We start from the raw sequence: 24,135 nt of genomic DNA on the forward strand, positions 1-24,135 counted from the left end.
TGTGCAGACGAAAAAAACCGGACGCTGATCCGGTTTTTTTATGCCTGCTCAGCAAATAGTGCTTGCCACAACGAGACTGTTGCTGCCGCTTCGTTTTCGATTTTGTCATGCGCAATCCGTGCGCGATCCTCACCTTGCAAGCGAATGCTGTGCTGGAGTTTTCTGAACCAACGGTAGGCAGTCGAAGTCCTATCCGCTAATTCAGCGTCAATGAGACCCAATTCTCCACTTAATTTAAGCAGGGCGATATTGCCGATATTCGCAGTTAATTGCGGATATTGGTGTGCATATCTTAGTACCAGATTTTGTACGATAAATTCGATATCGATCATCCCGCCGGCATCGTGTTTAAGGTCGAATAAATCGCTACGATTGATATGCGCATCATGCATTTTCTTACGCATACTGAGAATTTCTTGTGCCAATTTATGTGCGTCACGTTCTTGCCTTAAAACCTGACCGCGGATTTGCTCGAATCGCTGGCCGATTTCTGCATCGCCTGCGCAATAGCGTGCTCGCGTGAGCGCCTGATGCTCCCAAAGCCAAGCTGATTTTTCCTGATATCTGGCAAATGAATTGACGGAAGAAACTAATAATCCGCTCGCACCATCTGGGCGTAAAGCAATATCGATGTCAAATAAAATGCCCGCTGGGGTATGACTGGTCATCCAGGTGATGAAGCGTTGCGCCAGTTTTGCATAATTTCCTGGCGCATCCTGATCGTCATCGTCATACAAAAAAATGACATCGAGGTCGGATGCATAGCCGAGTTCTTTGCCCCCCAGTTTGCCGTAAGCAATGACCGCAAAGCGTGGAACCGGACGATGGCGGCTGGCGATGGTTTCCCACGCGGCCTGTATGGTGGCCGTAACGATCAGATCAGCGAGCTGGGATAGCTCATCGGCCAGGTGCTCGACACTTAACTGACCTTCCAGATCTTGCGCTAGTAGCCGGAACTGCATCGCATGATGGAGTTCTCGCAAGGCTTCCATTTGCCTTTCCGTATCGCCAGTGTGTTGGGCTAATTGTTGTTGTAAATCCCGTTGAAATGCGAGCCAATCAGGGCGCTGATGCAAAGAGGATTCATCTAACAGTTCATCTAGCAGTATCGGATGGCGGGTCAAAAATATCGCCGCCCATTCACTGGCACCCATCATCCTCACCACGCGAGCCAAAGCATGCGGATACTCGGTTAGCAATGCAAGGTATGCGGATCGTCTTGCGATCGCTTCCATAAAGTCTAGTAGCCGATTCCAGCAGACCAGGTGATTATTGTCTTGCCTGGCTATCAATCCTAGCGCACTGTTGACCAGCGCGATTAATTTGCTGCGACTGGCTTCTGATAGCGTTTGCATTTTGGGAGACTGCCAAGTCGCAATCAGGCGACGTGCGGCACTAGTGGCATCGGTAAAGCCTGCCTTGGTCAGTTGTGCTGCGAGGTTCTCTTCATTCTCATTGTTGGCCAGATTGGCTGCCAATAAATCTTGTTCCGCTTCGTTATCACTGTTCGCTTTGTCTTTAAAGATGGCATCAAACTGTTCTGCCACAAATGCGCGATGCGGCTGGAGTTGGGCAAGTAACTCTGGCACATCGGCGCAACGCATCATTTGTGCAATTCTTTGCTGATCTTCGCTTTGCACTGGAAAGGTATGCGTTTGTGCATCATCCAGATATTGCAGGCGATGCTCAAGATTGCGTAAGAAGGTATACGATTCCAATAATCTTTCAACAATATGTGGGTCGAGTATGCCTTTGCTTGCTAATGTGTTTAAGGTGTTGCGGGTCGAGCGGTCACGCAGGCTGGCATCGCGCCCACCGCGTATCAGTTGAAAAACCTGAGCCAAAAATTCGACTTCACGGATACCACCGCGGCCAAGTTTGACATTATTACTGCGTTCCGGATGCTTGGTTTCCTGACGTACGACTTCCGCACGAATTTGAGCGTGCATGGAGCGTAATGAGTCGATGGAACCATAATCAAGATAGCGCCGATACACAAACGGGCGAATGATCTTGTCCAGCGTCGCGATATCATCTGCCTTGCCAGTCATGGCGCGGGCTTTGACCCAAGCGTAGCGTTCCCATTCGCGCCCTTGGATCATAAAGTATTCTTCTATCATGCCAAAGCTGGCGACGAGTGGCCCGGAATTGCCATTGGGACGTAATGCCATATCCACCCGGAAACTAAATCCATCTTCGGTAATTTCGGCAATTGCTGCAATTAATTTTTTACCCAGACGGCTAAAGTATTCGTGATTTGACAGGCAGCGCTGATTCTCATTGCTGATGTGTGTTTCACCATCCTCCGCATAACAAAAAATTAAATCGATGTCCGAAGACACATTTAATTCATAGCCGCCTAGCTTGCCCATGCCCAAAACGATCATTTCTTGCTCAATGCCACTATCTTCACCAATCGGTACGCCGTAGATCGCGGATAGTTCAGTGTGTAATTCTTGTAGGTGTTGATGGACGACAAAGTCAGCAAATTCACTGATCGTTGTTACTACTTCGTTTAAGTCGGCTTTATCTTCGAGATCGCGCTTAATCAGGGTGCAGATCACCAGATTTCGCAGGCGTCGCATGGCTTTGTTCAGACTTGCGCCACTTAACATTTCTTTTTGTAAAATCTGAGCAAAAATGGCTGGGCTCAAGGATAATCTCGACATCTCATCCAACAACGGCTGACGTTGCTCATCCGCATCGAGCCAGCGCTGCAAAAAGCGAGAAGCCGTAAGGTGGGCGGCAGCGGGAGATGAAGTCATCGTCATAATCTGAAGTTGTCAAAGATGCAGTCGTTGTGCGGAGGGAGGCTTGGATTGATTTTAAGGTATCTCTTGTTACGTGGTAAGGTATTTGTCAGAGAAAACGCAAAGAATAAACCTGTAGGCTCCAGATAGTAAATATACTCTTAGGAGTATATTTTATGATACATAATGTTTGTTTTGATAAGTTTGATATTTTTGAAAATTAATAGGGGAGTATGTTGAGAATCAGGGATTATTCAGTGACTTCTGAGACACTTGCTACAGTAAAAAGCCACTGCCCATAATGACAACGGAAATTCCTGCTACTGAAACTGTGATCGAAAACGTAGATAAAAGTGCATTAGAAAATCAAGCACCACGTGGCCTTTGGTACAGTTTAAGCCGTCTTTTTGCGCACACAACGTATGCTTGTAATGCTGGCATGCGATGGTCGCTGCGCGTGCTCGTTTTGTTTTACTTCATTTTTTGCAGTCTGGTATTAGTGTTGCGGTATGTGGTTTTACCTCACGTTTCAGACTACAAACCACAAATAGAAAAAGTTATTGGCCGTGCATTAGGGCGCGAGGTTCATATTGCTTCTTTGCAAGCCTCTTGGCATGGATTAAATCCACACCTTGATTTGAAAAATGTCGTTATTCTTGATCTTCATGGCCAACCCGCATTGACCTTGCCGGAAGTGAACACGACCTTGTCGTGGTTATCTCTGGTGACAGCTGATTTACGTTTTGAAACGATAGAACTTAAACAACCCGCTTTAGATATTGTCAGGGATCCCGATGGGAAGCTTTATGTCGGTGGCTTTTTTATTGACACGAAAAATTCTGATAGTGGTAATAATGGCGACAATAAAGCCGTGGATTGGATCCTGGCACAACGTCAGATACTGATTAGCCAAGGTGCAGTGAGTTGGGATGATCGCTTATTAAAATCACCGATACTGCAACTAACTAAACTTAATTTTGCTCTGCAAAATCGCTGGCGCCATCATTTGTTCGCTTTACATGCGACCCCGCCAGCCTCAGTTTCGGCACCGATCGATATTCGTGGCGATCTGCAACACAAGGCATTTAGTAAAAAACTCACCAATTTATCTTCTTGGAGTGGTGACCTCTATGCCGATCTCACAAAGGCCGATCTGCATCAGTTGAAAACCTATGTTGATTATCCGATAGAAGTGGATAAAGGATTTGGCTCGGTGCGTTCATGGTTGCATTTGGATGCTGGACGTATTGCGGATTTCACTGCCGACCTACGCATATCTGATGTGTTAGGTCGTTTCTCTGATGACCTGCCTGAACTCGATATGACTGAGATCAGTGGTCGTGTACAACTCAGTGAAAAAGCGGATTTGGGTAAGAAGTATTTACCATCGATCTTTGGTAAAGCAGGGCATTCGATTGCTATTCATCATTTTTCTATGCATGCACGCGATGGCAGCGTGTTGCCGCCGACGACGATTACGGAGAGTTTTACTCCCGGTGTAAAGGGGCAGCCAGAAAGTACAGAGTTATATGCGCAATATCTCGATTTGCAGATATTAGCCAATTTTGCCTCTCACCTTCCATTGCCACCTGATCAGCGACAAATGCTCACTGATTTTTCTCCGTCTGGTGTGTTGAAAGAATTTACAGCAGTTTGGCAGGGTAATTATCCGAATATTTCAGCCTATAAAGTTAAGGGAAAATTCACCAATCTGTCGATGTTGGCGCAGCCAGCTCAGCTTGCCAGCGTAAAAACTGCCACCACCCCAGCGAAAGCAGCGGTGCCTGCGATTCCTGGCTTTGATCATTTGTCAGGCACTTTAGACGCGAATGATAAAGGTGGACAATTTACCTTGGATTCGAGTGATTTATCTTTAAATCTGAGTAGTTACTTTGTTGACCCTGTGATGCCATTTAATCGTTTGCAAATGCGTGCGAACTGGCGCTTTGATGCAGGTGATAAGCTGGTTTTTCAAGTCGATCAAATGGAAGCCCAGCAAGACAGTATGCATCTGAGTCTGACGGGTAAGCATGTATTACCAATGCGTAAAACTTCCACAGCGCAGCCCGGTGATGCAGATATTACGGCACATATTACTGGTTTTGATTTAAAAAATTTGGATCGTTACGTTCCTGCCGCAACGCCTGTCGATCTTCGCAATTGGCTGATCAGAGGAATACTTGATGGTGTCGCCGATGATGTTCACCTGCGCGTCAAAGGGGATCTTGCCTATTTCCCTTTTTCAGCGAACGACATAAAAGAGCGTTCTAAAGGTGAGTTTTTGGTCAAAGGTAATCTGCTTGGTGCAAAGCTGGATTTTACCGGTGGCGCGCTGACGGAAGTGGGAAATGCGCCGCTGTGGCCGTTGATTGATGATATCCATGGTGATTTTGTTTTTGACCGGAGTCGCATGGAAATTAATGGCAATACCGGAAAAACTTTGGGTGCTGACTTACGCGGTGTAAAGGCCATCATACCGGATTTGATAACACATAATCCCATATTGAATATTGATGGCGTTGTCAGCAGTAATTTGCCAACAATGCTGACCTATGTTGCCTCCAGTCCTGTCGATGCATGGTTAGGACATTTCTCAAAAGATACCAAAGCCTCTGGCGCTGCAGGCCTACGTTTGAAACTGCAAATTCCTTTGCAACATGTGGTTGATACTAAAGTCAACGGGACATTACAGTTCTCTAACAATGAGGTCCAACTTCAGCCAGAAATTCCGCTGATCAGCGGCATTAATGGTAAGTTAGAATTTAACGAACACGGCGTGAATCTCGACATGCTAAAAGGTAGTGCTTTAGGCGGTCCGGTGGTCGTCAGTGGCGGCTCGCAAAAAGACAATAGCATCCGTATTCGCGTTGATGGCACAGCAACGAGTGATGGACTGGTACAGTATTTGCCGGCCAATTTGCGACCACATTTGCGCGATAAATTAAATGGTGCGACAAGGTATTCTACGGTCGTAGACGTAAAACAGCAGCAACCTGCAATTACGATTGAATCGGCGCTGCAAGGAATGGGTTTAAATTTTCCTGCACCTTTACGTAAAGCGCCAAACGAGTTAATGCCATTACGGGTTGATGTGATGCCATTGGCAAATGGCGGCGACGCTATGTCAAAAATTTTGCAAAATGAGATACGCATTCAACTAGGTAATCTATTACACGCGAAATATCGTCGTCAAAAAAATATTGAAAATGATACTAACTGGAAAATTCTGGCAGGAGGCATTGGCATTAACGCTACAACCCCCGAGCCTGAAAGAGGTTTGTCTGCAAACGTAGAAACGACCGATTTAAATGTCGATGAATGGCGTAATTTACTGAGTTCCAGTGCTGGAGCCAACGCCAACGATAAAGCTAAAACTGATGCTGTTGATGCTGCCTTTGATCTGGCTCCGTATATCGCCGCCGATACCTTGGCATTGAGAACGGGGCAACTTCAAATTTTCGATAAGCAACTCAATAACGTGATTTTGGGGCTATCTCATCAACATGGTATCTGGCAGGCGAATATTGATGCGAAACAGATTTCTGGTCATTTGACCTGGAATGAGCCCAGCTCCGGCAAAACTATGGGCAGTATCTCGGCGCGCCTAAGTCAGTTAATCATTCCTCAGTCTGCGGCGTCAGACGTAGGTGATTTGCTTGCTGGCAAAACGACCGGGACACAGATCCCGGGATTAGATATCATTGCCGAAAATTTTGAGCTGTTTAATAAAAAAATGGGACATCTGGAGCTGCAAGCCAATAACCAGATCAATGCGGGCGTCAGCGAGTGGCAATTGAGTAAAGTCGTATTGAAAAATCCTGACGCCGAACTAAAAGCCAGTGGCAAGTGGATAAGTCACGACGGCACAGGTAATACGCAACTGGATTACGTACTGGATATAGCTAATACCGGACAGTTATTGGACCGATTAGGTTTTGCGAATGTCATGCGCGGTGGTCGTGGTCGGTTAGACGGAAATTTGAAATGGAATGGGCTGCCATATGACATCGATATTCCAAGTATGAGCGGTAAAGTTCAGCTCGATCTCGCTGCAGGCCAGTTTTTAAAAGTCGATCCGGGTGCTGCTAAATTGCTAGGCGTGTTGAGCATGCAGGCTTTACCGCGACGCTTAACGTTGGATTTTAGCGATGTATTTTCCGAAGGCTTTGCTTTTGACGCAATTACAGGATCGGCACAAATCGAACAGGGAAGTGCAAAAACCGATAATTTGAAGATGCGTGGCGTTAGTGCTACGGTATTAATGAGTGGCACTGCAGACATTGTTAATGAGACACAGCAAATGCAAGTCGCAGTCATACCAGTGGTGAATGCCGGCGCAGCCTCAGTGGTATATGGTTTGGCTGTGAACCCAGTGATCGGTCTTGGTACTTTCCTGGCACAGTTATTTTTGAAAGAACCGCTCGCTCGCGCATTTACTTTTGAATATACGATCAGCGGGTCGTGGTTGGCTCCACAGGTCACTAAAATTGATCATCAACAAGCAATTGATGCTGCTAATAAATTGCACCAAGCCCCAGGTAAGAAAGGTGAATAATGAAAATCGCTGCGATACAAATGATTTCTACGCCAAATATTGCTGACAACATGGCCACTGCAAAGCGCCTTATGATCTCGGCGGTTGATGCTGGTGCTCGTCTATTATTGTTGCCTGAGTACTGGCCTTTGATGGGAATGCATGAAACTGATAAGCTCCGCGTTGCTGAGGCTCCTGGCCATGGGCAATTGCAGGATTTTCTCGCTGACATGGCGAAAGCGCTTGGCGTGTGGGTGATTGGTGGAACGATTCCTTTGCAGTCACCAGAAGAAAGTAAAGTCTTAAACACCACATTGGTATTTAACCCGCAGGGAATGCTCGAAGCCCGCTACGACAAGTTACATTTATTCGGTTTTCGCAAAGGTGACGAATCGTATGAAGAAGCGCGTACGATCAGTGCTGGTGATAAAGTCGTCAGCGTTGAAACTGAAGTGGGACGGGTTGGTTTGTCGATTTGCTATGATTTGCGATTCCCTGAAATGTATCGCGCTATGGGTGATTGCTCGTTGATCGTCGTCCCAGCTGCGTTTACCTATACGACAGGGCAGGCACATTGGGAAATTTTGTTAAGATCCCGCGCTATTGAGAACCAATGTTATGTACTGGCGTCGGCACAAGGCGGAAAACACGAAAACGGTCGTCGCACCTGGGGTCATAGTATGTTGATTGACCCATGGGGTAAGATTGTTTCCGAATTCGTCGAAGGAGAAGGCATTGTTGTCGGAGAGCTCGACGCCTCATTGATCCGCAGTGTCAGAGAGAGTTTGCCAGCATTACAGCACAGACGCCTGAAGGCTGCGAGTATGTTTTAAAACAAATTCATAAATCGTTTTGGCAAATTGGTGTAAATTTAATTTATTGCCTATAAATCGTCGATAAATTGCCTTTCGCCCGATAGTACTTTTTGTTATGACTGAATTTCACTTCAATTCAATCATTTCGTTTTAAATTTTATACAATGCAAACATCGCATTTTTTAGTATTGGTTAGTATCCATGACTCCATATGATTCTAGTTTGAGCCACCTCGCGATTGCACGCGATGTTTTATTGACGCCGTTTGGTCTTGATGAGCGTAATTTGTCCAAAGTACTGGGGTCCATGTTTACGCATCGTGTCGATTATGCGGATTTGTACTTCCAGTTTACCCGCAGTGAAGGCTGGAGCCTTGAAGAAGGTATCGTCAAGACAGGCAATTTCTCCATAGACCAAGGGGTTGGTGTTCGCGCAATTTCAGGTGATAAAACGGCCTTTGCCTATTCTGACGAGATTTCTGAAAAGGCTTTATTTGATGCTGCCAAAGCGACTCGTACGATCGCAACGCAAGGCAACGGCAAAATTAAAGTGGCTTCAAGTTTGCAAGGGGCGATGGGGCGTGACCTGTATTTGCGTGAAGACCCGCTGCATTCTTTGGACGCGAACCAAAAAGTGCTGCTGTTGGAACGCATAGAGAAAATTGCCCGTGCTAAAGATCCGCGAATTGTGCAAGTGATGGCAGGCTTGGCGGGTGAGTATGATGTGGTGCTGGTGGCGCGTAGCGATGGATTACTTGCTGCTGATATTCGTCCTTTAGTGCGGATTTCTATCACTGTCATTGCTGAACAAAACGGCCGGCGCGAGACGGGATCGAGCGGTGGTGGTGGTCGTTATGATTATTCGTATTTCTCTGACGCCTTGCTAGAACAATATGCAGATGAGGCTGTGAAGTCGGCGCTGGTTAATCTCGAATCACGTCCGGCGCCTGCCGGACCAATGACGGTGGTGCTCGGTTCTGGTTGGCCAGGCGTGTTATTGCATGAAGCGATTGGACATGGTCTGGAAGGTGATTTTAATCGTAAAGGTTCCAGTACTTTCTCTGGTCGCATTGGTCAACGTGTAGCTGCGAAAGGAGTTACCGTGGTTGATGACGGTACCATGCAACACCGTCGTGGCTCCTTAAATATCGACGATGAAGGCAACCCGACACAATGCAGCACCTTGATTGAAGACGGCATTCTCAAGGGCTATATGCAAGACACTATGAATGCCCGTCTGATGAAAATGGATATTACTGGCAATGCCCGCCGTGAGTCTTTTGCGCATCTTCCTATGCCGCGTATGACGAATACGTATATGTTGGCCGGCGATAAAGATCCTGAAGAAATCCTGGCTTCAGTCAAGAGCGGGCTTTACGCGGTTAATTTTGGTGGTGGTCAGGTTGATATTACTAATGGTAAATTTGTATTTTCAGCCAGCGAAGCGTACATGATAGAAAACGGCAAAGTTACCTATCCGGTGAAGGGCGCAACCTTGATCGGCAATGGACCAGAAGTATTAAATCATGTCTCTATGATAGGTAACGATTTACGTCTCGATTCCGGCATCGGAGTTTGCGGCAAAGAAGGGCAAAGTTTACCAGTCGGTGTTGGTCAACCAAGTTTAAGAATCGAAGGCTTAACTGTTGGTGGTACTGCTTAAGCAAACCTTGTGAACTGTATTGGTTGTCTTTCTATATGACGAGATGATCGAAGTGTGGGAAATTTTTTGCAAGAAGCAGACTTTGGCTTTTATTTACTTCTTTTATTTGTTGGATAATTTCCATGTACGTTATCGCCGTTGTTTCTGCTAAAGGTGGTGTAGGTAAAACTACGATCTCCGCAAATCTTGGTGCCGGTATTGCACAGAGAGGGCGTCCGGCTTTAATTATCGACCTTGATCCGCAAAATGCGATGCAATGGCACTTGGGTGGACTGGATCAAAATGACTGTAAGGGAATTAGCGCTTTAAACGCCAGTCGTACCCGTCTTGCAGGAGTGACGCACACCAGTCCTTATGGCGTCAGCTTCACTCCTTATGGCAACGGCGGCGAAAGCAGGCGTCTCCGTTTTGAAGCGCAATTAGAAAACCAAGACGATTGGCTGCTCAAAAAATTGCAAAGTGCTAATCTTCATCCGGATACGATTGTTTTGTTGGACACCCCCCCGGGGCCCTCGGTTTATCTGAAGCAAGCGGTTCATGCGGCTGATTTTTTACTCGTAGTGATGTTGGCTGACGCAGCTTCGTATTCAACTTTGCCTGAGATGGAAGAATTAATTGCAACCTATGGCGGGCATTCCGGTGCACGTATAGGCTCTGCTTATATCATTAACCAAGGCGCCAAACGCCAGCTCGCTCAGGATGTGCTCGCACTTTTTGCCGAACGACTTGGTAATCGTATGGTTCCTTTTGTTATTCCCGAAAGTGCAGAAGTAGAAGAGGCGCTTGCCTTTGAACGTCCGATTTTAGAATACAAACCCACCAATGCTGCCGCCGAAAATCTACAGGCAATCATCGATTGGTTGCTTGCTGGTATCGCGCAACGCAGCTGAGTTACTTAGTACTACAACGGTTTCAAAGAAAAATGCTGTTAGGCAATTGTAAATTATCGTGATGTATTTGATATTTTTCATGTTTTTGGTTCATTTTTATCTTTGTTAGGACGTTAACTAGTATTAACTACTTTAAAATTTTAACAAGTTTTCTTTGGTTGCTTTTTAGGCATGTATTTTTTATTACATGTTGTTTAATTTATTCTGGATAACTGTTTCAAAAAAACATATGTAATGCTCTTGATGAAAATATCCAACAGTTAGTTACTGGTTTGACATTATCGGGTCACGAATTCGTGGTTAAATGGATACATATTCGCCATTTTTGGTGGCTAATCGGTGAATTTAGCCGAAAATTTTTGGCGTAAACCAATGTGTGAAAATTGTTGCTGAATAACTCAATGCTTAGGAATTCCAGCACTTTATAAAAGTAATGGCGGGCGACCGTCTTGGATCTCTTACAAATTGTTACTTTTTATACTTTATTGACATTTGAGCATGGTGGAAGCATAGATTTTTGCGGACGCAGGATGATAAAGTAATTGCATATCAATAGTTCATTGATTCGAAATCTAATTTTAGCCATAAAACAGTACAGGGAAGTTTGCACCTATGTCGACTAAGAGCGCGGAATATTACGAAAATCAACAATGCTCGATCCAATGGAAGGCATTTTTGAAAGCTTTTTCCGTTGAGTTTGCATCGAAAGGGGACACCAGTGATCTTCGTACCTTTATGCACCAGTTGGGGCGCACGATGGCTCTGGAATTTTCAATTGGCGACGGAAGCAGCTTACTTTCCTTAGAGGCAGGTATGAATAAAATTTGGTCGGATTTGAATTGGGGTTGGGTTGAAATCATTGAAGAGGTTGATAGCCTGATTATCGCCCATCATGCATCGCCCTTAAAAGTGGCATTTGGCAATGAGGCTTTGTCATGGTCCCCTGCCTTGTTGGAGGGCATTTATGCACAATGGTTTGATGGATTGGGAATGGATAAATCTTTACGTTTATCCCAGCGCGATAATGTTTTAGAAGAAGGGCAGTTGTTTGTGTACCAGTTGAAAAAGCAAGTGGAAGAACCGTCTTATTTCACGCGTCGTTAGGTCGCATTACGTAGCGTGCTTGGAAATTAAACAAGGATGGTGAAAATTATGAATGATGATGTTAAAAATCTTTTTCAAAAATTTGGACAAACAACGAATTCGTATCAGGAAATTAATCGTGATATTGATAGTGAACAGGCAAAACAACGTTGGCCTCTCCTGCGTGATGTGCGTGTGAATGAAGCACCCCAGGACTTGAGCCACGAATTCGAAGAGGCTGGAGTTGCCATCATGGCTCCTCCTGATGCCACTGCAGAATCGCTGTTGTCACAAGTTGCTACGCCTAAAGTCAATGGAGCGGCATTGAACTCAACACCACCGGTTGCTCCTGCCGCCAATGATTTTTTTGAGATCAAACAATCTCTTTTTGCGACCAAAGTAGTTACACCACCTGTAGAGAATAAAGTGAATTCCTTATTTTCTTCTCGTCCTGTTGGATCAGCATCAACAACAGCATCAACAACAGCGTCAATATCAGCTTCAGTAAGTGCTATTCCACTCTCTTCAAAATCACATTCAGTGTCGGAAGTTTTTAAGCGTTTACTCAATCAAGATCAACAACCACAAAAAGTCGAAGCGCCAGTCAATTCATTTTTCAAAAAAATATTCAGACCATGAGGGTTGTTGCAGTTATTTCTCCCAAAGGCGGCGTTGGTAAAACAACAGTGACCGCCAATCTGGCAGCTTCCTTAGCTCGCCTCGGTGCAGTAATTACCGTTTTGGATTTAGACCCGCAAAATGCGCTGAGATTGCATTTTGGCATGCCTCATAACGATGCTGCCGGGATTGCTACCTATAACCTGCCACAAGGGCAGTGGCGAAATGCCTTGCATGAAAGTAGTTTTGGCGTCGATTTTTTGCCGTATGGCTCAGTTGACGAAAAACAGCGGGATAAATTCGAACACACAATCAAGACTGAACCGAATTGGTTACTATCACACCTCAACAGCCTTGGTCTGAATGAAATCGACGTGGTTTTAATTGATACACCACCTGGTCCTAGTATTTATCTGCAACAAGTATTGAAAGTGGCCAATATTGGTTTGGTTGTGCTCAAGCCAGATGCCGCTTCGTATTCTACAATCCCATCCATTGAATCCCTGATTCAGTTCTATACAAAGGGGCGCAAGGATTTTCTAGGTTACTGCTATGTGCTGAATCAAATGGATGCCTCTAAACAACTGTGTCGTGATGTATTTGGGATGTTGCGTTCAAATCTGGGTGAACGCTTCGTGCCTACGGCCATTCATCGTGATGAGGCTGTTAGTGAAGCGCTCGCTTGCCAGACGCCAGTTTCTTACTACGCTCAACATAGTTCTGCCACTCAGGATATGCAATACCTGACGACTTGGTTGCAGAAAAATTTTGGATTGGTCGATTAATGCGCTCGATACTTAATTCTCGTTATTTGTATGGTCGCCTCAATGAGCTTGGCTTATCGATGGTCAACTGGCCAGGGTGGGAGCACAAGGTGCCTCGTGCACTGGCTTTAATTGCTGCATCCTTACTGTATTGGGCTGCGATTAGCGTTCCTATGGAGTTGCCGCTACAGGCTTTTTTTTCCACTATTATTTTTTCAACGGCACTTTATCTACGGCGCTATACCGGAACCCTGATCTCATTAATCATGGTGATGTTTTCCGTCAGCGCGACCAGTCGCTACATCTATTGGCGTATCACCTACACAATAAGCAGTGAAAATCCATTGGACTTATTTTTTGCCTTGGTACTTGTCATGGCAGAAGTGTATGCATGGGTGGTTTTGTTATTAGGCTATTTGCAAACGGCATGGCCGTTAAAGCGTAAGCCAATCATGATGCCAGCGGATACGTCAACCTGGCCTACTGTTGATTTGTTTATTCCGACGTATAACGAAGACTTAAGTGTCGTTAAACCAACCGTGATGGCGGCAATGGGTATTGATTGGCCGCGGGATAAACTAAACATTATTATTTTGGATGACGGTAGACGGCCTGAATTTGCAGCATTTGCTGAGAGTATAGGCGTGAAATGTTATACCCGTGCCGACAATAAACATGCAAAAGCCGGCAACATCAATGCCGCTCTCAAAAGAACAGATGGCGAATACGTTGCAATTTTCGATTGTGATCACATGCCGACGCGGTCATTTTTGCAATACACCATGGGCTGGTTTTTAGTTGACCCAAAGCTGGCAATGATACAGACCCCCCATCATTTTCTGTCGCCAGACCCATTTGAGCGAAATCTGCAAACTTTCCGAAACGTGCCGAACGAAGGGGAACTCTTTTATGGTCTGATCCAGGATGGCAATGACCTTTGGAATGCAACTTTTTTTTGTGGTTCATGCGCGATTTTGAGACGTAGTTATCTTGAGGAAATCGGGGGTATTGCCGTAGAAACCGTGACTGAAGATGCGCATACAGCCCTCAAAATGCAAAGACGCGGCTATAACACAGCGTATTTGGCTTTACCTCAGGCGGCTGGACTGGCAACCGAAAGTTTGTCCGCTCACGTAGGGCAGCGAATCCGTTGGGCCAGGGGTATGGCACAGATTTTTAGGATTGATAATCCTTTATTTGGCAGAGGTTTGAAGTTCGGGCAGCGCCTTTGTTACAGCAATGCGATGCTCCACTTTTTCTACGGTTTGCCACGCATGGTCTTTTTGCTGGCACCCATCTCTTACCTATTTTTTGAAGTTCACATTATTAAGGCTTCGGCACTGTCCATTGCAGCCTATTCATTGCCTCATTTATTGCACGCCAACTTAACTAACTCCCGTATCCAAGGCCAACACCGGCATTCATTTTGGGCTGAAGTGTATGAAGCTACATTGGCCTGGTATATTTTCCGACCGACTCTGGTCGCCTTGATTAACCCTAAATTAGGTACGTTCAATGTGACGGCAAAAGGTGGTTTGGTTCAGGAGGAACACTTCGACTGGGTGATCTCTAAACCATATCTGGTCATGCTGACTTTAAATGTCCTTGGATTTCTGATCGGCATTGGACGGGCATTATGGTGGAATACTTTTGAGCTCGATACCGTAATTCTGAACATGTTGTGGACCATTTATAACCTGGTAATTTTAGGCGCTACATTAGCTGTGGCAACGGAGACAAAACAGGTGCGCAGAACGCATAGGGTGAGGGCTATCTTAAACGCTACCTTGCGCTTATCGAATGGCCACTCTATCGTCTGTCAAACCGAAGATTTTTCTATGGGGGGAATGTCCCTGAAAGTCCCAGATGGTTTTGCCATGCAAAAGGATGATTTACTTCTGGTTTCGTTATACGGAACAAATGGAGAATGCCTGTTTCCCTCTAAAGTGATCTTCGTGAAGAAAAACGTGCTGAGTGTGCAGTTTTTAGAATTGGATTTGCAACAACAAAAAGATTTAATTAGTTGTACGGTTGGGCGGGCTGATGTCTGGTTGAATTGGTCGGATGATCGTAATATTGATCATCCGTTGAATGGGTTAAAGGAAATTGCTTTTCATAGCGTACAGGGATTCGTCAGATTTGGCGAAGGACTAAAGCAATACTGGGAAAAAAGATCTGAAAATATGAATACACATACTGAAGCTGACATTGTGAAAAAAAATAAAACCAAACTACCTTGGAAACGCGCCGCTAAAACGACTTTGGTATTAGCGATTGCTGCTGGTTTGTCATTGACGATGCATGACAATGTTTATGCTAAGTCAAAACACAGCAAGCCAGCCGAAGAGCAGACTAGCGATGATCCAGCGGGCCCATCTACAACTGCTATTCCTGCGGCTGCACCTTCAAGCAATCAAAAGGTCTACACGATTACCTTAAAACAAATGTTGCCTGGCGATGCAATTGAGTTGCGTGGCATAGAAGGAGAACGTAGCTTCCCGTTTACGGTTCGCAGCGACGAGGTCATTACTTCAGCGAAAGTAAAATATGGTGTTGCCTATTCTCCCGCCTTATTACCTGAGTTGTCGCACCTCAAAGTGTTGGTCAATAATGAGTTAGTAAGTGCCGTTCCTCTACCAAGAGAAACATCGAAGGGTATCGTTCGTGAAGATACGATTGATCCACGTTTTTTCGCTGACTTCAATCAACTTAAATTCAAATTGATTGGTCACTACACCAGAGACTGCGAAGACCCATATCATTCCAGCTTGTGGGCGCAAATCAGCAACACCAGCTATCTCGAACTCACCGTGAATTCTCTGGATCTAGCCAATGACTTGGCATTGTTGCCAGCACCATTCTTTGATCGGCGTGACTCTAAATTATTGGATTTACCTTTCGTTCTGCCACAACAAGCTTCCTTAGACATGTTGCGCAATGCGGGTGTTGTCGCCTCATGGTTTGGTCACCTTGCCTCGTATCGTGGCGCGCGTTTCCCAGTATCGACAGAAGGTCTGCCGAAAGCACATGCGATCGTATTTGCTACTAGTAAAGAAGTGCCTGCGGGTATACAAATTCCAACGATCAATGGCCCAACATTAATGGTCGTTGCTAATCCCGCCAATCCTAAATATAAATTGTTACTGGTTTTGGGGCGTGATAATTCCGAACTGAAAATTGCGGCTCAGGCTTTAACTTTGGGGCAATCAGTATTATCTGGACCGAGTGCGTTGATTAAAGACTTCAAGGAGCCTGAATTACGCGCTGCCTACGATGCACCGAATTGGTTCCCAACCAATCGCCCGGTAAAATTTGGTGAAGTCTTATCCGTCGATGATTTGCAGGTGAGTGGAATGAACCCGGATGTCATCCGCTTGAATATGCGGGTTGCTCCAGATCTGTTCACCTGGCAGCGTGACGGCGTACCTATCGATTTGCGTTATCGCTTTACACCGCGACCAACGATAGATAAATCAACTCTCAATGTCGGTATTAACAATGGCTTTGTTCGTTCTTTGCCGCTGTCCGGTGCCGAAACAGAAAAAGGTAAGATCAAAGAATCAGTGATGTTATTTTTCAAAGAGGGCCATCGCTTTGCGCAAGAAGAAATTCAAGTACCTTTGTTTAAAATTGGTGCCGAAAATCAATTGCAATTCCAGTTCTTTTACGATTACCCAAAGCAAGGACAATGTAAGGACGTTTATCTGGATAATGTCCGCTCTGCGATTGACCCGGATTCGACCATTGATTTTTCGGATATGCCGCATTATGCGACCTTTCCTAATCTCGCCTATGTCGCTAATGCGGGATTCCCATTCACAAAATTTGCAGACTTATCTGCTTCAGCCGTAGTGATGCCTGATCGTCCAAGTAACGAGGAAGTTCAAGTTTTCCTAAATATGATGGGACGTATGGGCGAGTCTACCGGATACCCGGTGACGAATAGTACGGTGATACGTAGCGTTGATGTTGACAAACACAGTGATAAAGACTTGTTGTTGATTGCAACGAATGGTGATCAGCCTTTATTGAAACAGTGGTCAAAATATATGCCTATGAGCATGGACGATACTGGCAATCATTTGCAAATCCCACGTGGTTTTTTGCGCGTATTGGCAAGATGGGCAGGCAAGGATCTGGATGATGTCGAGCGTCGTTCCGGAGAAATGTTAGCAAAAACCGGGAACGCTTTTGGAGCGATGATGCAGTTTGAGTCTCCTTTATCATCTGGACACTCAGTAATTGTAGTCACCGGCGGTAATGCCGAGAGCCTACTTGATGTGGTGAGCGGATTGAATAAGGCAGATTTACGTAGTAAATTTCAGGGGGATTTGGTACTGATTAAAGGAGATAAAATAGTCAATGCTCTGGTAGGTGACACTTATTACTCTGGACATCTTCCACTCTGGACTATGATTAAATGGAGTCTTTCAACTCGCCCGATTGTGTTGATTATTTTCCTGATGCTGGCGTCACTCATTGTAGCAACGATGTTATTCCGTTATTTGAGAAGAAAAGCGGCAAATCGCCTGCACGTCAATGACGGCAATGAATAACTAATGTCATTCGCAGTACATAAGTGAATGTAAAAAAATAACCAATCAGGCCGCTTTGTTGCGGTCTGATTGGTTAGAATGTCAAAAAACCTTTAAGAGTTTTATGATGTCTGAGAATGCGGCATCACGCGGTCTGTCAAGTATTTAACAGGGATTTAACAGGGGAAATGAATGGTTTTCAAAAGAAAAGCGATGGTACTAGCGCTTTTGGCGATGTACTTCGAATTCGATGTGGCTTTTGCGAACTCTCCTCTGCAACAAAAATTAATTGAGCAAGCCCAATTCTGGGAACAGCGCGGCCGTGATGACAATGCGGCCGATGCCTGGGGCAAATTGCTTAAAGTTGACCCGGATAATATCGATGCGCTGGTTGCGCTCGGTATGTATGAGGCGCGTAGCGGTCACCCTGAACAAGCAAAAACCTATCTGGAAAAACTCAAACAGCTAAAGGCGACCCAGGCGCAAATTCGTCCAGTTGACGAGGCAATACGTCGCGGAGCAGTGAATCCCAAGGTGCAACTGGAAGATGCTCGTAAATTAGCGCGGCAAGGCGATGTTGATGCAGCTGCAGACAGCTTTCGTTTGCTCGGCGATCCGTCCCGTCTGAAGGGAGATGCTGCGCTCGAATATTATCAGGTATTGGCGGGTACCTTGAATGGTTACAACGAGGCTAAATCTGGTCAGGCAAAGTTGGTCAAAGAGAATCCGACAAATTTGAAATATGCGCTGGCCTATGCCCAAACCTTGACCTATCGTGATGCATATCGTCATGAAGGCATAGGATTGCTAGAAAACCTCAGTAATAAACCGGAAGTATCTAAACAGGCGAATGAAGCCTGGCGTCAGGCATTAAGTTGGATGGGAGTGGCACAAAGCGATAGTAAATACTACCGTGCTTATCTGGAAAAACATCCTGACGATAAAATGATACAGACTAAACTTGCCAACATCGGCAAGGTACCCAAAATAGAGGCAGTGGAAAGTCGCCGTGCGCCAAATAAGCCTAAGGTCGACACAGCATTTGTCAAAGGCCAGTCAGCTGGTTTTGCTGCCTTAGACGACAACGATGTCCCAACGGCGGAAAAAGAATTCACGACACTGATTAAGACTCACCCTAAAGACCCCGTTGGCTATGGTGGTATGGGCCTGGTAAAAATGCGTCAGGAAGAATTTGTCGAGTCACGTAAGTATCTAGAAAAAGCCTTGAAATTATCTTCAAGTAGCGGCAGGGGCAACTGGAAGCAAGCGTATGACGGTGCAAACTATTGGGCGATCATCGAAGAGGCTCGTAGTGCATTTGAAGATGACGATAGCGCAAAGGGCATTGCCTTGTTACGTAAAGCCATCGCGCTCAACAGTAAAGAACCATCAGGTATTTTGCAGTTAGCTGATGCACTCAAAGCTGATAACGATATGGTCGGTGCAGAGGAAAACTACAAGCGCGTTTTTAACGCCGACAAAACCAATATGCGCGCCTTGGACGGCTTGGTCGGAATTTATGATGTACAAAAACGGCTTGCTGATATGGAAGCGTTGACTCCGTACATGTTACCGCGACAATTGGCGATTTTGGCCAATTTGAAATCATCGCAATTAGTTGAAAAAGCCAAGCAACTAGAGGCAGCAGGCGACATTAACGGTGCGCAAATGGCACTGGAAGATGCGATTTTGATCAAGCCTGAAGATGCCTGGTTACGCATGGCTCTGGCTAAGATTTATTTGAAGCGGAATATGCCCGGTCAAGCACAAGCCTTGCTTGATGTGCTGACCAATGTTGATAAACCGGAAGCCGAGGCCTTGTACGTAAGTGCCTTGCTCAGTCAGTTACAACAATTGTGGTGGGAAGGCTTGGCAACATTGGAGCGTATTCCGCCCAATGCGCGCAGACCAGAAATGTTCACGCTGCAAAAAAGGTTGTGGATACGTGTTCAGCTTGACCGTATCGATTTGTTGAATAAGCGCGGCAAGACCGAGCAGGTCAGGGAAATTTTAGGGGAAATCAACGCTGCCGCTGATAAAGATCCGGAATTTGTTGGCACCGTTGCCGCCTTATATATCAAGCTGGGCGATACCGAGCGCGGCTACGCGATGATACGTCAGGCGGTGCAAGACACGCCAAAGCCATCCGCGAGCTTGTTGTTGGAATACGCAACAACCCTGATGCAAGCTAATCAAGAGGCCGAATTAGAGGCTGTTATGCGGCGGGTTGCAAGTATGCCGAAGCTGAATGAAGATGAGGTTGCGGCATTCAAACAGCTGCAAAAAGCCCTGGCGATGCGCTACTCAGACCGTGCCCGTGAAGCCGGAGATTACGCTAGTGCCTATACCTACATTCAGCCAATGCTGATCGAAAATCCAGACGACAATCTGTTGCTATTGGCTCTTGCTCGCATTTACTCGTCGTCTGGTGATACTGACTCAGCAAAAGAATTGTATGTCAAGGTGCTGAAAACCGAACCAGATAACCCTGAGGTTTTACAAGGACTGGTGTTTGCAGCGATACAGGTCAAAGATTTCAAAGGCGCTGAAGAAAATCTTGATAAGTTGATGCATCTGCAACCAGATAATCCACGCTTTATCGCTTTAGCGGGTAATGTGGCCAGAGCGCAAGGACAAAATGGTAAAGCACTAGGCTACTTCAAAAAAGCGCTGGCAATGGAGCAAGCGCAGAGACCATTGGCCGGTGATGGAAAAAGTGGTGCTGGTGGTCTGCGTTTAGTCGATCCGGTAGCACCTGTTGTCAACGTTGGCGATTTTAAAGTCAATCCGTTTGCCGAACGCAAAACTGAAGCAGTAGTGACTAAGACGGTCGCTGGTCCTGCATTAAAAGAAGTGCCGCAACTACCATCGCAGTATACAACTTCCGCTCCGTCGGCATTGAAGGTAACAATTCCTGCCGCTGCTGTCGGCGCTGCAGCAACTGCTCCCGTTACCAGTATGGCACCTGCAAGTGTCGGCATATCAACGGCCCCGGTAGTTCCGGTGAACCCTGCTCCTGTCCTTAAAAGCGTACCGAGCTTACCTTCAACACAGCCTGCTGCTGTGCAGGTGCCTGTTCCGGTGAAGATTTCGCCCACAAGTCAAAATACGACGTTCAATAGCAATACAGTTGCTAAAGCTGCGACGCAAAGTCCCGCTCAGAATACCTATACAACTGCTGCAATGAATGGTCGTTCGAGCGCTATTGCTTCAACAAGTTCAATGCCGACGTCTTCTAAGGGTGGACCGGCAGTCAGCCCTGAAGAAGAGGCGCTGATGAGAGAGATTGATTCGCTTAATGAGTTAAACCGTTCAGAAGTGACAGTAGGCTTGTCTGCACGTGCCCGCAGTGGGCAAAGCGGCTTGTCACAACTTAAAGACCTGGAAATACCCATTGAAGCGCATGTCTCAACCTTGGGTTACGGGCAATCTGGTTTGAAAATCATTCCGGTGACGGTAGATCCAGGCGTCTTAAACTTGAATGATCCGAATAGCGGCGGCTTGTTTGGTAAAAATGTGATTTTGAGTCAGCAGGCGCAATTCGCCAATGTCCCGTTCACAACGATTGCGCGACAACAAGGCTTGTCTAATGCAGCATCGATTGATCAAGTCGCGAAAGGTGTTGCGCTTAGTCTGAGTTACGAACTCTCTGGCTTTAAAGTCGATATTGGATCGAGTCCTATTGGTTTTCCGATCAAGAATGTTGTTGGTGGAATTCGTTGGAGCAATCAGGTTGATGACATGAAATTCAGCGTTGAACTGGCACGCCGTTCCGTTACTGATAGCTACCTCTCTTATGCCGGGGCACGTGATAGCATCTATGGATTAAGCTGGGGTGGTGTGACCAAGAACGGCTTGCGGGTTGACGCTGCCTACAACGAGGATGATGGCGGTGTCTACGGGGGTCTTGGTTTTGCAGAATTATTGGGAACCAATGTCGTCAAAAATACGGCATTGGATTTCGGCGGTGGTGCCTACTGGCGCGTCTATAAAACCAAAAATACCAGTGTCACGGTGGGACTCAATTTGACCACCATGTTCTATAAGAAAAATCTGCAAAACTTTACCTACGGAAATGGTGGCTACTTTAGCCCACAATCTTATTACGCATTGAACCTGCCAGTTGAAGTAAGTGGCCGTAGCGGCAAATTGTCGTATCAGCTTGGCGCTGCGATAGGCGTACAATCGTTCCGCGTCGATGCTGCACCGTATTACCCGCTGGTCAGTGCTGATCAGACTTCTTTAGAGTTATTTGCTGCGGCGAATCCAAAAGTCAGCATCAATACGACATATGCTGGGCAAACACATACAGGTATTCAATATAAATTAGCTGGTGCGGCAGAATACTTGCTATCGCCGCATTTTGCGCTGGGTGGACGCATGTCGGTTGATAACTCAGGTGATTTCACAGATGCATCTGCCCTGGTGTACTTACGTTATACCTTTGAGCCTAAGCGCGGTCCGGTGTCGTTCCCACCAGTGGCACCTAAGCCGTATTACATGGGAAATTAATGCAAATGGGTAAAATTTTGAGACGTTTATTCATGGTAGCCATGTTACCACTCGCTTTCTTTGCTCAGACTGCTTCATTTGCAGCAGATTTACAGGCAGAAGGCAGGATTCAACTTTCGCAAGGCGATAATGCAGAAGCGAGCAAAAAATTTGCCGAAGCAGCTAAAGTAAATCCGTTTGATCCGTCTGCGATCAATAATCAGGCAGTGGCGGTTGCGGCTCAGGGCGATTATGAAAAAGCCCTGGCTTTGCTTGAGCGTGCGGTACGTCTGGGGCCGGGTAGGGCAGATATCGTGGTCAATTTGCAAGAAATGCGCCGTTGGGTTGCGCGCAATGCACCCCAAATCAAAGTGTCAGAAAAAAGCAATCCGGTGATGAATGTCTATCCGGATAGTGATATTCCACCAGAGCCGCCGCCACTTTGGAAAAAATAATCGAGGTTTTTGATTTTTAGGCTTGCTAATTGCAAAATTTTGATGCAATATCAAAGTCTGACTTTTCAGGTTTTATCAGAATTTAATACAGGCTTTTCATTCAAGCACCTAATTTCATGAAAATGACACACTTCTTTTTCTTTTTTTACTTTAGCTATTCCCAGCCTCAGGCGGTCGGAAGAAGGTAAGCGCGCAAAGAAAAAGAGCCCAACCAGAATTCGTAAAAACCGCCAGCTGTGGCGGTTTTTTTTTGCCAGAAATTTTAGAATTTAGTATTCATTTAGTATTCACATAGCATTTAAATAGTAGTTACCTAGTATTGAGAAAAACGGGAGAAAACATGCAGCGCACCGATGATTTACGTATTCGTGAAATGAAGGAATTGGTTCCACCCTCACATTTGATTCGTGAGTTTGCCTGTTCCGAAAAGGCCTCTGAAACTGCCGCTAATGCCCGCACCGCATTGCATAGAATTCTGCACGGACAAGACGACAGATTGATGGTCGTCATCGGACCTTGTTCCATCCACGATACACAAGCAGCAATGGAATATGCACGCAAACTCGCTGCTGAGCGCGGGCGTTTCGCAGGCGAATTAGAAATCGTTATGCGTGTTTATTTCGAGAAACCACGCACCACCGTTGGCTGGAAAGGCTTGATCAATGATCCTTATATGGACAATAGTTTCCGGATTAACGACGGCCTGCGTATCGCTCGTGAACTGCTGCTCAATATTAACGAACTTGGCTTGCCTGCCGGAACCGAATACCTGGATGTGATCAGCCCGCAATACATCGCTGATCTAATTAGCTGGGGCGCGATCGGCGCGCGCACCACAGAGTCCCAAGTTCATCGTGAGTTGGCGTCTGGCTTATCCTGCCCGGTGGGATTTAAAAATGGCACTGATGGTAACGTCAAAATTGCCGTCGATGCGATCAAAGCCTCGTCGCAACCACATCACTTTTTATCGGTCACCAAAGGCGGCCATTCTGCGATTGTTTCCACCAATGGCAATGAAGATTGCCACATCATTTTGCGTGGCGGTAAAACACCGAATTATGATGCTGCCAGTGTCGATGCAGCTTGCAAAGATATCGCTAATGCAGGTCTGGCTTCGCGCTTAATGATTGATGCATCACACGCAAATAGTTCGAAAAACCCTGCCAATCAAATCCCAGTTTGCGCAGATATTGGTAATCAAATTGCTGCTGGCGATACGCGAATAGTTGGCGTGATGATCGAGTCGCATCTGGTCGCGGGACGTCAGGATCTGGTACCAGGTAAAGAATTGGTCTACGGTCAGTCAGTGACCGATGGTTGCATCGATTGGGATTCTAGCGTCGCTGTGCTGGAAGGATTGGCGAACGCAGTTAAACAACGCCGTCTCGTGCAATCTGCGGTGTAAATAGAAAATTTGTCTTAGAAAAAATAGCTGAGCCAGATTGATTTCTGACCGGATATAGAAACAGAGAAAAGCCCCACCCTTGATTTTGTTCCTGACTGCACTTTTTGTGCTGCTGGAACAGAATTATGAGGGG

General features: G+C 46.0%; 12 protein-coding genes. 11 read left to right on the plus strand and 1 reads right to left on the minus strand.

Annotation, left to right across the window (positions count from 1 at the left end; translation table 11 throughout):
* Positions 1-38: 38 nt before the first annotated feature.
* Positions 39-2,765 (minus strand): bifunctional [glutamate--ammonia ligase]-adenylyl-L-tyrosine phosphorylase/[glutamate--ammonia-ligase] adenylyltransferase, encoded by a 2,727-nt coding sequence (gene glnE, locus H8K32_RS14325; RefSeq protein WP_186913218.1) that lies wholly within the window; start codon positions 2,763-2,765, stop codon positions 39-41.
* 286 nt (positions 2,766-3,051) lie between these two features.
* Here glnE and H8K32_RS14330 point away from each other — a divergent pair, with 286 nt between their 5' ends.
* The 11 genes from H8K32_RS14330 (at position 3,052) to aroG (ending at position 24,002) form a co-directional block, all read left to right on the plus strand.
* A complete protein-coding gene (locus tag H8K32_RS14330) occupies positions 3,052-7,305 on the plus strand; it encodes a YhdP family protein (protein ID WP_186913219.1) in 4,254 nt (1,417 codons plus the stop codon).
* Positions 7,305-8,117 carry a carbon-nitrogen hydrolase family protein gene (locus H8K32_RS14335; RefSeq protein ID WP_186913220.1) on the plus strand — a complete coding sequence of 271 codons (813 nt, stop codon included), beginning with the start codon at positions 7,305-7,307 and terminating at the stop codon, positions 8,115-8,117. The genes H8K32_RS14330 and H8K32_RS14335 overlap by 1 nt, the downstream gene beginning before the upstream one ends.
* Before the next feature lie 183 nt (positions 8,118-8,300).
* Positions 8,301-9,761: a metalloprotease TldD gene (gene tldD, locus H8K32_RS14340; protein WP_186913221.1), complete on the plus strand. Its 1,461-nt coding sequence runs from the start codon at positions 8,301-8,303 to the stop codon at positions 9,759-9,761.
* Between the two features lie 122 nt (positions 9,762-9,883).
* Positions 9,884-10,651, plus strand: a complete 768-nt coding sequence (bcsQ, locus tag H8K32_RS14345; protein WP_186913222.1) for a cellulose biosynthesis protein BcsQ — start codon at positions 9,884-9,886, stop codon at positions 10,649-10,651.
* Between the two features lie 612 nt (positions 10,652-11,263).
* Complete coding sequence (gene bcsD, locus H8K32_RS14350; protein WP_186913223.1) at positions 11,264-11,755, plus strand: cellulose biosynthesis protein BcsD; 492 nt, start codon at positions 11,264-11,266, stop codon at positions 11,753-11,755.
* Between the two features lie 48 nt (positions 11,756-11,803).
* Entirely contained in the window at positions 11,804-12,373 is a 570-nt protein-coding gene (gene bcsP, locus H8K32_RS14355; RefSeq protein WP_186913224.1) for a cellulose biosynthesis protein BcsP, read from the plus strand.
* Positions 12,370-13,137 (plus strand): cellulose biosynthesis protein BcsQ, encoded by a 768-nt coding sequence (gene bcsQ, locus H8K32_RS14360; protein ID WP_186913225.1) that lies wholly within the window; start codon positions 12,370-12,372, stop codon positions 13,135-13,137. The genes bcsP and bcsQ (H8K32_RS14360) overlap by 4 nt, the downstream gene beginning before the upstream one ends.
* A complete protein-coding gene (bcsA, locus tag H8K32_RS20730) occupies positions 13,137-17,672 on the plus strand; it encodes a UDP-forming cellulose synthase catalytic subunit (protein ID WP_186913226.1) in 4,536 nt (1,511 codons plus the stop codon). The genes bcsQ (H8K32_RS14360) and bcsA overlap by 1 nt, the downstream gene beginning before the upstream one ends.
* Before the next feature lie 171 nt (positions 17,673-17,843).
* Entirely contained in the window at positions 17,844-22,163 is a 4,320-nt protein-coding gene (locus H8K32_RS14370) for a cellulose biosynthesis protein BcsC (RefSeq protein ID WP_186913227.1), read from the plus strand.
* Positions 22,164-22,195: 32 nt separating this feature from the next.
* Positions 22,196-22,597 carry a tetratricopeptide repeat protein gene (locus H8K32_RS14375; RefSeq protein ID WP_222613120.1) on the plus strand — a complete coding sequence of 134 codons (402 nt, stop codon included), beginning with the start codon at positions 22,196-22,198 and terminating at the stop codon, positions 22,595-22,597.
* A gap of 340 nt (positions 22,598-22,937) precedes the next feature.
* Positions 22,938-24,002, plus strand: coding sequence for a 3-deoxy-7-phosphoheptulonate synthase AroG (gene aroG / locus H8K32_RS14380; protein ID WP_186913229.1), 1,065 nt, complete (start codon positions 22,938-22,940; stop codon positions 24,000-24,002).
* The last annotated feature ends 133 nt before the right edge of the window (positions 24,003-24,135 follow it).

Origin of the sequence: Cognatundibacterium jejuense (assembly GCF_014284255.1) — a bacterium.
Classification (GTDB): Bacteria; Pseudomonadota; Gammaproteobacteria; order Burkholderiales; family Burkholderiaceae_D; genus Undibacterium; species Undibacterium jejuense.

Coding starts and splice junctions, on each gene's coding strand:
- glnE (WP_186913218.1), bottom strand. CDS start 2,765: ATGACTTCATCTCCCGCTGCCGCCCACCTTACGGCTTCTCGCTTTTTG.
- H8K32_RS14330 (WP_186913219.1), top strand. CDS start 3,052: ATGACAACGGAAATTCCTGCTACTGAAACTGTGATCGAAAACGTAGAT.
- H8K32_RS14335 (WP_186913220.1), top strand. CDS start 7,305: ATGAAAATCGCTGCGATACAAATGATTTCTACGCCAAATATTGCTGAC.
- tldD (WP_186913221.1), top strand. CDS start 8,301: ATGACTCCATATGATTCTAGTTTGAGCCACCTCGCGATTGCACGCGAT.
- bcsQ (WP_186913222.1), top strand. CDS start 9,884: ATGTACGTTATCGCCGTTGTTTCTGCTAAAGGTGGTGTAGGTAAAACT.
- bcsD (WP_186913223.1), top strand. CDS start 11,264: ATGTCGACTAAGAGCGCGGAATATTACGAAAATCAACAATGCTCGATC.
- bcsP (WP_186913224.1), top strand. CDS start 11,804: ATGAATGATGATGTTAAAAATCTTTTTCAAAAATTTGGACAAACAACG.
- bcsQ (WP_186913225.1), top strand. CDS start 12,370: ATGAGGGTTGTTGCAGTTATTTCTCCCAAAGGCGGCGTTGGTAAAACA.
- bcsA (WP_186913226.1), top strand. CDS start 13,137: ATGCGCTCGATACTTAATTCTCGTTATTTGTATGGTCGCCTCAATGAG.
- H8K32_RS14370 (WP_186913227.1), top strand. CDS start 17,844: ATGGTTTTCAAAAGAAAAGCGATGGTACTAGCGCTTTTGGCGATGTAC.
- H8K32_RS14375 (WP_222613120.1), top strand. CDS start 22,196: ATGGTAGCCATGTTACCACTCGCTTTCTTTGCTCAGACTGCTTCATTT.
- aroG (WP_186913229.1), top strand. CDS start 22,938: ATGCAGCGCACCGATGATTTACGTATTCGTGAAATGAAGGAATTGGTT.